This window comes from Lysobacter daejeonensis GH1-9, assembly GCF_000768355.1.
Lineage (GTDB): Bacteria > Pseudomonadota > Gammaproteobacteria > Xanthomonadales > Xanthomonadaceae > Aerolutibacter > Aerolutibacter daejeonensis.
Window position 1 is genome coordinate 12,593 of sequence record NZ_AVPU01000010.1, and the last position, 12,745, is coordinate 25,337.

12 protein-coding genes and 1 pseudogene are annotated in these 12,745 nt (G+C 69.1%); 6 read left to right on the top strand and 7 right to left on the bottom strand.

The annotated features are described in order from the left end of the window. Positions 1–2: 2 nt before the first annotated feature. Positions 3–1,574, bottom strand: coding sequence for a bifunctional phosphoribosylaminoimidazolecarboxamide formyltransferase/IMP cyclohydrolase (gene purH, locus N800_RS07330; protein WP_036136567.1), 1,572 nt, complete (start codon positions 1,572–1,574; stop codon positions 3–5). Positions 1,575–1,765: 191 nt separating this feature from the next. Between purH and N800_RS07335 the strand changes: the two genes are divergently transcribed. The 6 genes and pseudogenes from N800_RS07335 to N800_RS07360 all read left to right on the top strand — a co-directional run. Beyond that, complete coding sequence (locus tag N800_RS07335; protein WP_036136570.1) at positions 1,766–2,386, top strand: CDP-alcohol phosphatidyltransferase family protein; 621 nt, start codon at positions 1,766–1,768, stop codon at positions 2,384–2,386. 96 nt (positions 2,387–2,482) lie between these two features. Next, positions 2,483–4,237, top strand: a complete 1,755-nt coding sequence (locus tag N800_RS07340) for a bifunctional alpha/beta hydrolase/class I SAM-dependent methyltransferase (RefSeq protein WP_036136677.1) — start codon at positions 2,483–2,485, stop codon at positions 4,235–4,237. Positions 4,238–4,245: 8 nt separating this feature from the next. Beyond that, entirely contained in the window at positions 4,246–5,568 is a 1,323-nt protein-coding gene (locus N800_RS07345; protein ID WP_036136573.1) for a phosphatase PAP2/dual specificity phosphatase family protein, read from the top strand. Next, positions 5,565–6,029: a hypothetical protein gene (locus N800_RS07350; protein WP_036136576.1), complete on the top strand. Its 465-nt coding sequence runs from the start codon at positions 5,565–5,567 to the stop codon at positions 6,027–6,029. Before N800_RS07345 ends, N800_RS07350 begins: the two co-directional genes overlap by 4 nt. After that, positions 6,029–6,682 carry a lysophospholipid acyltransferase family protein gene (locus tag N800_RS07355; protein ID WP_425476502.1) on the top strand — a complete coding sequence of 218 codons (654 nt, stop codon included), beginning with the start codon at positions 6,029–6,031 and terminating at the stop codon, positions 6,680–6,682. Before N800_RS07350 ends, N800_RS07355 begins: the two co-directional genes overlap by 1 nt. A gap of 35 nt (positions 6,683–6,717) precedes the next feature. Continuing rightward, positions 6,718–7,629: pseudogene (locus tag N800_RS07360) on the top strand (phosphatidate cytidylyltransferase); the annotation flags it as partial. A 31-nt stretch (positions 7,630–7,660) separates the two neighbouring features. Here N800_RS07360 and fis read toward each other — a convergent pair. From fis to aroQ, 6 genes are all read right to left on the bottom strand, one after another. After that, positions 7,661–7,933, bottom strand: coding sequence for a DNA-binding transcriptional regulator Fis (fis, locus tag N800_RS07365; RefSeq protein WP_036136579.1), 273 nt, complete (start codon positions 7,931–7,933; stop codon positions 7,661–7,663). A 111-nt stretch (positions 7,934–8,044) separates the two neighbouring features. Next, positions 8,045–8,911 carry a DUF3426 domain-containing protein gene (locus N800_RS15860; RefSeq protein WP_198032493.1) on the bottom strand — a complete coding sequence of 289 codons (867 nt, stop codon included), beginning with the start codon at positions 8,909–8,911 and terminating at the stop codon, positions 8,045–8,047. Between the two features lie 263 nt (positions 8,912–9,174). Beyond that, a complete protein-coding gene (gene prmA / locus N800_RS07375; RefSeq protein WP_036136582.1) occupies positions 9,175–10,125 on the bottom strand; it encodes a 50S ribosomal protein L11 methyltransferase in 951 nt (316 codons plus the stop codon). Between the two features lie 197 nt (positions 10,126–10,322). Further along, positions 10,323–11,690, bottom strand: coding sequence for an acetyl-CoA carboxylase biotin carboxylase subunit (gene accC / locus N800_RS07380; protein WP_036136583.1), 1,368 nt, complete (start codon positions 11,688–11,690; stop codon positions 10,323–10,325). 10 nt (positions 11,691–11,700) lie between these two features. Beyond that, positions 11,701–12,171: an acetyl-CoA carboxylase biotin carboxyl carrier protein gene (gene accB / locus N800_RS07385; protein ID WP_036136586.1), complete on the bottom strand. Its 471-nt coding sequence runs from the start codon at positions 12,169–12,171 to the stop codon at positions 11,701–11,703. 93 nt (positions 12,172–12,264) lie between these two features. Next, the gene (gene aroQ, locus N800_RS07390) at positions 12,265–12,732 is read right to left on the bottom strand and encodes a type II 3-dehydroquinate dehydratase (protein ID WP_036136588.1); all 468 of its coding nucleotides are present in this window, start codon (positions 12,730–12,732) and stop codon (positions 12,265–12,267) included. Positions 12,733–12,745: the final 13 nt, after the last annotated feature.

The window sequence follows — 12,745 nt, forward strand, 5'->3', positions numbered from 1 at the left end:
CATCAGTGCCTGAAGTGCCGCACCCCAGTGAACACCATCGCGATGCCATGCTCGTCCGCCGCGGCGATCACCTCGGCATCGCGCATCGACCCGCCCGGCTGGATCACCGCCTTGATGCCCGCCTCCGCCGCCGCATCGATGCCGTCGCGGAACGGGAAGAATGCATCGGATGCCATCACCGACCCCGGCACCACCAGCCCCGCATCGGTGGCCTTGATGCCGGCGATGCGCGCCGAGTACACGCGGCTCATCTGCCCAGCGCCCACGCCGACGGTCTGCTTGTTCTTCGCGTAGACAATGGCGTTGGACTTCACGAACTTGGCCACGCGCCACGCGAACAGCAGGTCGCCCAGCTGCTCCTCGGTCGGCGCGACCTTGGTCACCACCTTCAGCTCGTCACGCGTCACCTCGCGGATGTCGGCGGTCTGCATCAGCAGGCCCGAGCCGACGCGCTTGACGTCGATGTTGTTCTTGCCGTCGCCGTGCGGGATCTTCAGCACGCGCACGTTGGCCTTCTTGGTGCAGTAGTCCAGCGCACCCTGCTCGTAATCCGGGGCGATCAGCACCTCGACGAACTGGCGGTCCAGGATGACCTTGGTGGTGGCCGCGTCCAGCGTGCGGTTGAAGGCGATGATGCCGCCGAACGCGCTGGTCGGGTCGGTGGCGTACGCGGCTTCGTACGTGTCGGCGCAGCTGGCACCTTCGGCCACGCCGCACGGGTTGGCGTGCTTGACGATCACGCAGGCCGGCTGGTCGAACTGGCGCACGCACTCCCACGCCGCGTCGGCGTCGGCGAGGTTGTTGTAGCTCAGCTCCTTGCCCTGCAGCTGGGTGAAGGTGGCCAGCGTGCCCGGCACCGGCCACAGGTCGCGGTAGAACGCGCCCTGCTGGTGCGGGTTCTCGCCGTAGCGCAGGTCCATCACCTTGACGAAGTTGCTGTTGTTCTGCGCCGGGAACAGCTGCGGCTTGCCGTTCTCGTCGAGCGAGGACAGGTAGTTGCTGATGCACGCGTCGTAGAAGGCGACGTTGTTGAACGCGGCCACCGACAGCGCGAAGCGGGTCTTGGCCGACAGCGTGCCGTCGTTGGCATTGAGCTCTTCGACCAGGCCGGCGTACTGCGCCGGGTCGGTCGCCACCGCCACGCGTGCGAAGTTCTTCGCCGCGCTGCGCAGCATCGCCGGGCCACCGATGTCGATGTTCTCGATGATGTCGTCGAAGGTGCTGTTGGGGTCCATCGACACGCGCACGAACGGGTACAGGTTCAGCACCAGCAGGTCGATCTTCTCGATGCCGTGCTGTGCCATCACCGCGTCGTCGGTGCCGGCGCGGCCCAGCAGGCCGCCGTGCACGATCGGGTGCAGGGTCTTGACCCGGCCGTCCATCATTTCCGGGAAGCCGGTGACGTCGCTGACGTCCTTGACCGGCAGGCCGGCGTCGCGGATCGCCTTGGCGGTGCCGCCGGTGGAGAGCAGTTCAACGCCGCGTGCGGCAAGCGCCTGGGCCAGCTCGATCAGGCCGGTCTTGTCGGAAACGGACAACAGTGCCCGGCGGACGGGCAGACGGTCGGTGGTCATGGGGGTGGGGTGGGTGGCGTGGGAAGCCCGCCATTATACGGGCAGCCCTTGCCCGCACTGGTTCCCAGCGCAACTGTCCGGCCTCTGCGCCCGTTTGCGTACGCCTGCTACGCTGCCGCCAATCCCGTTAAGCTTGGGCCAACGCCGGGCGTGGGAACCGGCCACCCTCCACAGGACCAGGGGCACAGGACGTGGCATCCATCTATGCGCTGAAAGCGCAGTTCCAGACCCTGCTGCGGCCGCTGGTGCACCGGTTGCACGCCGCCGGCGCCACCGCCAACCAGGTGACCTTGGCCGCCGCGCTCCTTTCGCTGGCGGCGATGGCCGTGGTGATGTGGGGCGCGCCGGAACGCCCGATGCTGTTCCTGCTGCTGCCGGCGTGGATGCTGGTGCGCATGGCGCTCAATGCCATCGACGGGATGCTGGCGCGCGAGCACGGGCAGCAGTCGCACCTGGGCGCGTACCTCAACGAATTGTGTGACGTCGTCTCCGACGTGGCGCTGTACCTGGCCCTGCTGGCGGTGCCGGGGATGGCCGCCGCCCCGGTGCTGCTGTTCGCCGGCCTGGCAGTGCTGACCGAATACGCCGGCGTGCTGGGCGTGATGGTGGGCGTGGCGCGCCGTTACGACGGGCCGATGGGCAAGAGCGACCGCGCGTTCCTGATCGGCGTGCTGGGCGTGTTGCTGGCCTTCGGCTGGGCTCACGCGCCCGCGGTGGGCTGGGCGCTGCATGCTGGCAGCGCGCTGTGCGTGCTGACGGTGTGGCGGCGGGTGAGTGCCGGCCTGAGCACGGCCAGCGCCGCGAGGGGATGAGGCATCCGCCGCTGGGCTGCAGCGCCAGCGGGCAGGTTGGGCACGTCGGTTGGAGTAAGCGCGGGACACACCCGTTGGGCACACTAAGGAGTGGTGGTGAGGGAACTACACGAAGGCGCGTTTGCGAGTTTTGACGGCACGGAGTTGTTCTATCGGCATTGGCAGCCTGCCGAGACCCAAGGCCCGCGGCGGGCGGTGGTGCTGCTGCATAGGGGGCATGAGCACTCCGGTCGCATAGCGCACCTGGTGGACGAGTTGGGGCTGGACGACTTCGACTTCTTTGCCTGGGACGCACGCGGCAACGGGCGCTCGCCGGGCGCGCGCGGTGATGCGCCGGGTTTCGAGTCGCTGGTGCGCGACCTGGATCGGTTCATGGCGCACATCGCTCAGGTGCACGGCATTGGCGTCGAGGACGTGGTGGTCGTGGCCCAGAGCGTGGGTGCGGTGGTGGCCGCCACGTGGGCGCACGATTACGCACCACGGTTGCGCGCGCTGGTGCTGGCCTCGCCGGCCTTCAAGGTGAAGCTGTACGTGCCATTCGCCCGCCAGCTGCTGCGGCTGGCGAGCCGTGTGCGCGGCAACTTCTTCGTCAACAGCTACGTCCGCCCGCAGTGGCTGACGCATGACGCCGCGCGCGTCGCCAGTTACGCCGCCGACCCGCTGATCACCCGCCCGATTTCGGTACGCGTGCTGCTGGGGCTGTACGAGGCGGCGGATCGCGTTGTCGCCGATGCGCAGGCCATCACCGCACCGACCCTGCTGCTGGTCTCGGGCAAGGACTTCGTGGTGCACCGCGCACCGCAGGACCGCTTCTACGAGCGTCTGGGCGCCACCGTGAAGCGCCGGCGGTTGCTGCCCGGGTTCTACCACGACACCTTGGGCGAGAAGGACCGCGCGCCAGCAATGGAGGCCATCCGCTCCTTCGTGCGCGAACGCTTCGAATCCGCCTATACCCGACCCTCGCTGCTGGACGCGCACGAGCGCGGTCCCACGTTCGAGGAGGCCGAGCGCCTGGCGTGGCCGACCGAGCCCGGCACACTGGATGACCTGCGCTGGCGCTTCACCCGCGCCGGGCTGCGTGTCGGCGGCCGACTCTCGGCCGGCATCCGCACTGGGGTGGAAACCGGTTTCGATTCGGGCAGCAGCCTGGACTATGTGTATCGCGATAAGGCGCAGGGGCTGGGGCCGGTGGGGCGCTTCGTCGACCGCCAGTACCTGGATGCGATCGGCTGGCGTGGCATCCGCGTGCGCCGCGAGCACCTGCAGTCGGTGTTGCGCGAGGCGATGGGCCGCCTGCGCGCCGCCTCGTTGCCGGTCGATGCGATCGACATCGCGGCGGGTCACGGCCGTTATGTGCTGGATGCGCTCGCGCGCGGGCCGGAGCAGGCCGACTCCATCCGTCTTCGCGACTACAGCCAGCTCAATGTCGACTGCGGCCGTGCGCTCATCAGCGAGCTGGGCGCGGAGGCCATCGCCCGCTTCGACCAGGGCGATGCGTTCGACGGGGCGACACTGGCGGCGACCACGCCGGCCGCGACGCTTGCCGTAGTGTCCGGTTTGTACGAGCTGTTTCCGGACAACGCGCCGGTGCGGCGTTCGCTGGACGGACTGGCGGCCCTGGTGCCGGTGGGCGGCTTCCTGGTCTACACCGGGCAACCGTGGCACCCGCAGCTCGAGTTCATCGCGCGGGCGTTGACCAGCCATCGCGGCGGCGCGGCGTGGGTGATGCGCCGGCGGACCCAGCAGGAACTGGATGAGCTGGTGCATGCCGCCGGCTTCCGCAAGTTGGAACAGCGGATCGACCCGTGGGGCATCTTCACCGTGTCGCTGGCGCAGCGGGTTGCCGCGTGAGTGCAGTGATGGCGGCACGCCCCTGGCGCCGGGGCCTGGTTTGGTTGGCGCTGCTGGGGCCGCTGTTCTTCCTCAGCTACGGGTTTGCCAACACCGTCGCGGCGCGGGTCGCCGACGTGCCCAGCATCGTGTTCGGCTGGGAGATGTCGATTCCGTTCGTCGCGTGGACGATCGTGCCCTACTGGTCGATCGATCTGTTCTACGGCCTGTCGTTGCTGGTTTGCCGCGACCGCCGCGAGCTGGACACCCATGCGCTGCGGTTGCTGGGCGCGCAGGTGCTGTCGGTGGCGTGCTTCCTGCTGTGGCCGCTGCGTTACACCTTCGAGCGGCCGCAGACGGACGGCGTGTTTGGCTGGCTGTTCGAGGTGCTGCTGGGCTTCGACAAGCCGTTCAACCAGGCGCCGTCGCTGCACATCGTGCTGCTGGTGATCCTCTGGGTGCGCTTTTCCCACCACGTGAGCCAGCGCTGGCGCTGGTTGCTGCACGGGTGGTTCGCGTTGATCGGCGTGTCGGTGCTGACCACGTTCCAGCACCACTTCATCGATATCCCCACCGGGCTGCTGGCCGGGTGGCTGTGCGTGTGGCTGTGGCCGGAACGCGCCACGGCGCCATGGCGTACGGCGCGCTGGACCGCCGACCCGGTGCGCTGGCGATTGGCGCTGGTGTATGCGCTGGGCGCGGGGGTGTGCGTGCTGGCGGCGCGCGCGCTGGGCGGCTTCGGTCTGTGGCTGCTGTGGCCCGCAGTGTCGCTGGCGCTGGTTGCGTTGAATTACGCGCTACTGGGCGCCAACGGCTTCCAGAAGCGGGCCGATGGCCGGCTGAGCGTGGCGGCGCGCTGGCTGTATGCGCCATACCTGCTGGCGGCCTGGTTGAACTCGCGCTGGTGGACGCGGCGTGCGCCGCAGCCGGTTGAGGTGGCGGCGGGCGTGTGGCTGGGACGCGTCCCCGCCAAGGGCGAGCGGCAAGCGTTCGCGCACGTCGTCGACGTGAGCGCCGAGCTGTCGCTGCCGGATGCGCACGCGGGCGATGTGGTCCGGCCGATGTTGGACCTGGTCGCACCGACGTCGCCGGAGCTGGTGCAGGTGGCCGGCGCCATCGAAGCCGTACGTGGGCGGGGCGCGGTGCTGGTCTGCTGTGCACTCGGGTACTCGCGCAGTGCCGCCTCCATGGCCGCCTGGCTGCTGCACAGCCGGCGCGTCCGGACGGTGGACGAGGCGATCGGCGTCGTGCGTCGTGTGCGGCCCGCCGTGGTGCTGAGCGGTGCGCATCGCGCGTCGTTGGAGTCGCTGGCCAATGGTGTCGGCGCGCAGCCGCAGGGGGCGGTGGCATGAGCGCGCGTGGCGACGTCACTGCCTTCGACCTGCAGGTCATGGCCTTGCTGTTGCGGCAGGCTCGGCGACTGCAGGGACTGTCCGGCGCGATGATGGCGTTGACGGCCCTGTGGCTGGTGCTGGCTGCTGCCGGCGTGGGCGCCACGCCGGGACTGTCACCATGGCTGTTGCTGGCCAGTGGCGTCGCGGGATTGGCACAGGGTTTTTGCGCCGCGCGGGTGGATTTCGATGTGTCACTGCTGCAGCGGTTGGATGACGGCGATGTTTTGTCCGCCGCGCGCAGACTCGATGCCAGCCTTATCGGGCTGGGCCTGATGTCCCCCGCACGCGCTGGGCGCGACTGGCACCAGCGCTGGCAAGGCATGCGTCGGCTGGTCGCATATCAGGCGGCGTGGCTGGTGCTGCAGGCCTCGTTGTTGGCCGTGGCATGCCTTGCGGCACGTCCGCACGGGGGAGTCTGATGGCCAGCCTGTGTGCGCAAGCGGTCGCGCGCGTGCTGAGCGCCGCAATTCGCGTGCTGACCGGGGCCCGCGCGATCTGGCATTGCACGCCGGCCGCCCACGGCCGCGTGTACTACGGCAACCACGCCAGCCACGGCGATTTCGTGCTGATCTGGTCGGCGCTGCCACCCGCGTTGCGGGCCACGGTGCGCCCGGTGGCGGGGGCGGATTACTGGAATCGCGACGCGCTGCGCCGATACCTGATCGGCGCGGTGTTCAACGGCGTGCTGATCGAACGCGACCCTGCGCAGCGCAGCGAGAACCCGGTGGATGTCCTGAGCGCGGTAGTGGACACCGGCGCGTCGCTGATCCTGTTCCCCGAGGGGACGCGCAACCAGGGCGACGGAGTGCTGCCATTCAAGAGCGGGCTGTTCCATCTGGCCCGCCAGCGTCCCGAACTGGAGTTCGTGCCCGTGTGGATCGACAACCTGGCGCGGGTCATGCCCAAGGGCAAGCTGTTGCCGTTGCCACTCCTGTGCACGGCCACGTTTGGCGCACCGCTGCGATTGCAGCCTGAGGAGGACAAGACCGCCTTCCTCGCGCGAGCACGCGATGCGCTGATTGCCCTGTCGGCGGACGCGGCGGCCATCGAGCCGAGTGGAGACAAGCCATGATCACGACGCTGCGCTCGCTGTCCGAGCCGGCCCTGCTTTTTGGCGGCATCTTCGCCGTGCTGCTGCTGGCCACCGTCATTGCCGAGTTGCTGCGCTGGCGCACCCGCGGCCGTCCCAACCCGGTGATCGCCAACCTCATCGCGCGCATCCGTGCCTGGTGGGTCATGGCGGCCCTGGTCGGCGCCTCGTTCTGGATCGGGCGCGAAGGCGTGATCCTCCTCTTCGCGCTGGTCTCGCTGTTCGCCCTGCGCGAATTCATCACGCTGACCCCGACGCGCCGCAGCGACTATTACGCGTTGCTGGTGGCGTTTTACGTGGTGCTGCCGTTGCAGTACTGGCTGGTGTACATCGACTGGTACGGCCTGTACGCGCTGCTGATCCCGGTGTACGCGTTCCTGCTGCTGCCGATCCTGGCGACCGTCGGCGGCGACACCACGCGCTACCTGGAGCGTGCGGCGAAGGTGCAATGGGGGCTGATGGTCTGCGTGTTCTGCATCGCCCACGTGCCGGCGCTGCTGAACCTGCGCATCGCGGGCTACGAGGGGCGCAACCTGCTGCTGATCGCGTTCCTGGTGATCGTGGTGCAGTCGTCCGACGTGCTGCAGTACGTGTGGGGCAAGCTCGCCGGCCGCCGCTTGATCGCGCCGCGGCTGTCGCCGTCGAAGACCGTGGAGGGCTTCGTGGGTGGGGTCGCGTCCGCCACCGCCTTGGGCGCGGCGCTGTGGTGGATCACGCCCTTCAGCCCCTGGCAGGCCGCGGGCCTGGCGCTGGTGGCCAACCTGATGGGCTTCTATGGCGGATTGGTGATGTCGGCGATCAAGCGCGATCGCGGCATCAAGGACTGGGGACACATGATCGAGGGCCACGGCGGCGTGCTCGACCGGCTGGACTCGGTGTGCTTCGCGGCGCCGGTGTTCTTCCACCTCATCCGCTACTGGTGGACCTGAGCGGGCGCGCGGTGGTGGATGGGACTGTCGCTCAGGCCAGCCCGTAGTCGCGCAGCTTCTTGCGCAGCGTCGCGCGGTGGATGCCGAGCATGGTGGCGGCGCGGCTCTGGTTGCCTTCGCAGTGGCGCAGCACTTCGATGAAGAGCGGGATTTCCAGCTCGCGCAGCGCGATGTCGTAGAGGTTGGCGCTGTCCTCGCAGCCGTCCAGGTCGCCGAGGTAGCGGCGGATGGACGTGGCGACATGGTCGCGCAATGGCACGCGCGAGCCCATGCGGGCCTCTGAGCGGTCGGCGGCAGCGTTCAAGCGGATCCCCTGTGGAACAGTCTCGTCCCGCCGCTGTCGGCCAATGTGGGACTGGCGGGAGGTGGGAGTCTAGCGCGGCCACGTCGCAGACGTCACCGCGACCTGCGACCGTCAGCGGAAATCGAAGCTGAAGGCGACCGTGTCGGGCGCCGGTTCCACCACATCCAGCAAGACGGTCACGGTCTGGCCCGGGGCCAGGGTGTCGCCGGTGGTCCGCTGGTCGCGGTATTCCGCCGGGGCGAAGGCGCGGGCCCCCACGGTCTGGCCGTGGATGTCCGACAGGCTGAGCAGCAGTACCGGCCAGGCCTGTTCGCGCGCGGCATCGTTCCGGAACGTGGCGGTGATCTCCAGTACCCCCGGGTGCACCGGGCTGGGGCGCACGCTGCGCGTGACCATTGCGAACGCCTCCGGCTCGCGCCAGGCGGGCAGCGAGCAGCCCAGGAGGCCGCACACGCGCTCCAGGGCGGGCCGCCAGCGGGGCTGCTCGGCCAACTGGGCGCGCTGCGACAGCAGCAACTGCAACGACAGCAGCAGGATCAGCGCGAGGATGACGGCAACGCCTGGCCAACGCGGACCGGTGTCGACCATCGACAGTGTGCGGCGGGCGAATCGGGGGGCGGTAACCAGGCGAGGGGGCTGGGCGGCGGTGCGGGCGGCGGCAGCGGGCACGGCCTCGGGCGCTGCGGACACCTGCTGCCCGACGGGCGCGGCGATGTCTTCAATCCGTTCCGCGCCCGCGTCCACCTGCGTGTCTGCAGGCGCATCCGCATCCACGACACAGTCGCCATCGCCATCGCCATCGCCATCGCCATCGCCATCGCCATCGCCATCGCCATCGCCATTGGCATTGGCATTGGCATTGGCATCGGCATCGGCATCGGCATCGGCATCGGCATCACCGCCCGAGTCCGTGGCGGTCATCGACGGGTGGGCGCCATCGCCAGCGTGCGCGTCCACGAGCGCGTCATCGGCGGGCACGGCGCCTGCCGGCGATGGACCGGCCGCCTCCATCCGCAGTGAGCCCTGGCACTGCGGGCAACGCGGGTCCGCCCCGTCACGCGCGGTGATCAGGGCAACGAGGAAGCCGCAGTGGGGGCAACGCAAGAACATGGCCTGAGTTTACGCAACCGACCGTGGCCGCCGGGAGTCGCCCTGCGTGCGGGCGATCGCGAAACCGGGACTGGGTCGCAGATTGGATGGCGTCCGTGGATGGGCGGACGCGAACGCCGGCCCATGCGGGATCAAGCGCGGCGCACGCCGCTGATGCGAATCCAGTCTTCGAGGCGTTCGACCTTCAGGTTGTCGAAGTGCGCCGCGTAGGCGGCAAGCACCTCGTCCTCCTGCCCAGCGAGGATGCCCGACAAGGCGATGCTGCCGCCCGGCGCGACGCGCGCGGCCAGGGTGTCCACCAGTGCGATCAGCGCGACGGCGAGGATGTTGGCCACCACCACGGGGTACGTGGCCACCGGCTCGTCCTGCGGCAGGTACACCGCCATGCGCGGGCCGACCCCGTTGCGTTCGGCATTGTCGTGGGTGGCCGTGAGCGCCTGCGGATCGTTGTCCACACCCACCGCCTGCGCCGCGCCCAGCTTGAGCGCGGCCAGCGCGAGGATGCCGCTGCCGCAACCGAAGTCGAGCACGCGCGCATCGCGCAGCGCACCCTCGTTGGCCAGTCCGTCCAGCCACTGCAGGCACAGCGCGGTGGTGGGGTGCGTGCCCGAACCGAAGGCCAGGCCCGGGTCCAGGCGGACGATGGCGGGGGTGCGTGCCGCGTCGTTACCGGCGGCGTCGAGCTGCTGCTGCGCTTCCTCCGGCAGCTCCGCGTCCCACGGCACGATCCACGTACGCTCGCCAAAGTGCAGCGGCTCGTACTGGTCCATCCAGGCGCGTTCCCAGTCCTGGTCTTCCACCTCGCGGAATGTCGCGCGCGACCAGTCCAGGCCTTCATCGGCGGCGGACAGTGCATACAGCAACAGCGTTGAGTTGGTGTCGCCCTCGAACAGCGCCGTCAGCACCAGTTCGTTCCATAGCGGCTGCTCGCCCACGCCGGGCTCGAAGATGGCCTGCTCGTCGGGCGCGTCGGCATGCGCGTCGGCGAGGGTCACCGCCAGCGCGCCGACGTCCTCCAGGGCGCGCTCGTAGCGCGGTTGCTGGGCTTCGGTGCAGGGCAGGCTGAGTTCGAGGAAAGGCATGGGGCGCGGGCCGTGGGGAATCCCGCCAATTCTACCCCCGCGCCTCGGGGTGGCCGTCGAATGGCGCGCGGCCTCAAGTGCGCAGGCGTCCCTCGTACGTGCGGAAGTGCTTGAGCGACGCATCAATGCAGGCCCACGGCCTTGAACGCAAAAAGGCCGCCCACCAGTGAGCGGCCTTTCTGTGTCGCGCGGCGCGATCAAACCAGCGAGATCGCCTTTTCCTTCTGTTCCTTCAGTCGCTTTTCCAGGTAGTGGATGTTCTGTCCACCCTGCTGGAAGCCGACGTCGGCGAGGATGCGCTGCTGCAGCGGGATGTTGGTCTTGATGCCGTCCACCACCATCTCGCTCAGCGCCACGCGCATGCGTGCGATTGCCGTCTCGCGGTCGGGCCCGTGGACGATCAGCTTGCCGATCATCGAGTCGTAGTTCGGCGGCACGCGGTAGCCTTCGTAGATGTGGCTGTCCACGCGCACGCCGGGGCCGCCGGGTGCATGGAAGTGCTGGATCAGGCCGGGGCACGGCATGAACGTGTCCGGGTCCTCGGCGTTGATGCGGCACTCGATGGCGTGGCCTTCGAGCACGATGTCTTCCTGCTTCAGGCTGAGCTTGTGTCCGGCGGCGATGTTGAGCTGCTCGCGCACCAGGTCGATGCCGGTGACCATCTCGGTGACCGGGTGCTCCACCTGGATGCGGGTGTTCATCTCGATGAAGTAGAAGCGGCCGTCCTCGTACAGGAACTCGAACGTGCCGGCGCCGCGATAGCCGATGCGGATGCACGCCTCAACACACACGCGGCCGATCTCGGCACGTTGTTCGGGGGTGATGCCGGGGGCCGGCGCCTCTTCCACCACCTTCTGGTGACGGCGCTGCATCGAGCAGTCGCGTTCGCCCAGGTGGATGGCGTGGCCCTGGCCGTCGGCCAGTACCTGGATCTCCACGTGGCGCGGGTTCTCCAGGAACTTCTCCATGTAGACCATGTCATTGCCGAAAGCGGCCTTGGCCTCGGACTTGGTGGTCTGGATGGCGTTGGCCAGCGCGGCCTCGGTGTGCACTACGCGCATACCGCGACCGCCGCCGCCGCCGGCGGCCTTGACGATGACCGGGTAACCGATTTCGCGGGCGATCTTGATGTTGGTCGCGGCATCATCGCCCAGCGGGCCACCGCTGCCGGGCACGCACGGCACGCCGGCGGCCTTCATCGCCTTGATCGCCTCGACCTTGTCGCCCATCAGGCGGATGGTGTCGGCCTTCGGCCCGATGAAGATGAAGCCCGACTCCTCCACGCGCTCGGCGAAGTCGGCGTTCTCCGACAGGAAGCCGTAGCCGGGGTGGATGGCCTGCGCGTCGGTGACTTCGGCCGCGGCGATCAGCGAGGCCATGTTGAGGTAGCTGTCGGTGGACGCGGCGGGGCCGATGCACACCGATTCGTCGGCCATGGCGACGTGCTTGAGGTTGCGGTCCACGGTGGAATGCACCGCGACCGTGCGGATGCCCAGGGCGTGGCACGCGCGCAGGATGCGCAGCGCGATCTCGCCGCGGTTGGCGATGACGACTTTATCCAGCATGCGTCGCGCCTCAGCCGATCACGAACAGCGGCTGGTCGAACTCGATCGGCTGGCCGTTCTCGGCCATCACCTTCAGCACGGTGCCGGACACGTCGGCCTCGATCGGGTTGAACATCTTCATCGCTTCGATGATGGCCAGCGTGTCGCCGGCCTTGACCGTCTGGCCGACGGTGACGAACGCCGGCTTGTCCGGCGACGGGCTGGCGTAGAAGGTGCCCACCATCGGCGCACGTACGACGTGGCCGGCCGGCAGGTCGGTGGCCGGCTTGGGCGCGCCGCCGCTGGCGGCTTCGGTCGGGCCCTGCATCGGCATGACCGGTGCGGGTGCCGGGGCGGCGTGCATCATCGGCGCGGCCGCGACGATGCTGCCCTTCGGGGTGCGGGCCAGGCGGACCGACTCCTCGCCTTCCTTGATCTCGATTTCAGCGAGGTTGGATTCTTCCAGCAGGTCGATCAGCTTCTTGATTTTGCGCAGGTCCATGTTGGGCCTCTAGGTCGGGCCCCGGCAGGCGGGGCGTGGATGCGAAAGGAAAAAGTCGGGGCGCCGGTGCCCGAGGGCCGGCCGGCGACCGCGTCAGGAAGGCTTGGTCTTGGAGACCGCGTGGCTGTCGAGCCACGCCAGTGCCGCGTCGAGCGCGAAGCGGTAGCTGTTCTCGCCGAACCCGGCGATCACGCCCAGGGCGAGGTCGCTGAAGTAGCTGTGGCGGCGGAATGGCTCGCGGGCATGCGGGTTGGACAGGTGGACCTCGATGAACGGAATGTCCACCGCGGCCAGCGCGTCGCGCAGGGCGACGCTGGTGTGGGTGAAGGCGGCCGGGTTGATCAGGATCAGCGCCGTGCCGTCGTGGCGGGCAGCCTGCACCCGGTCGACCAGCACGTGCTCGGCGTTGGACTGCAGGCTGTCGTACTGGTGCCCGGCGCGCTCGGTGCCGGCGCGCAGGGCGCCGTCGATCTGCGCCAGCGTGGTGCGGCCGTAGATGCCCGGCTCGCGGTCGCCGAGCAGGTTGAGGTTGGGACCGTTGAGTACCAGCAGCTTCGCCATGGCCGTCCATACG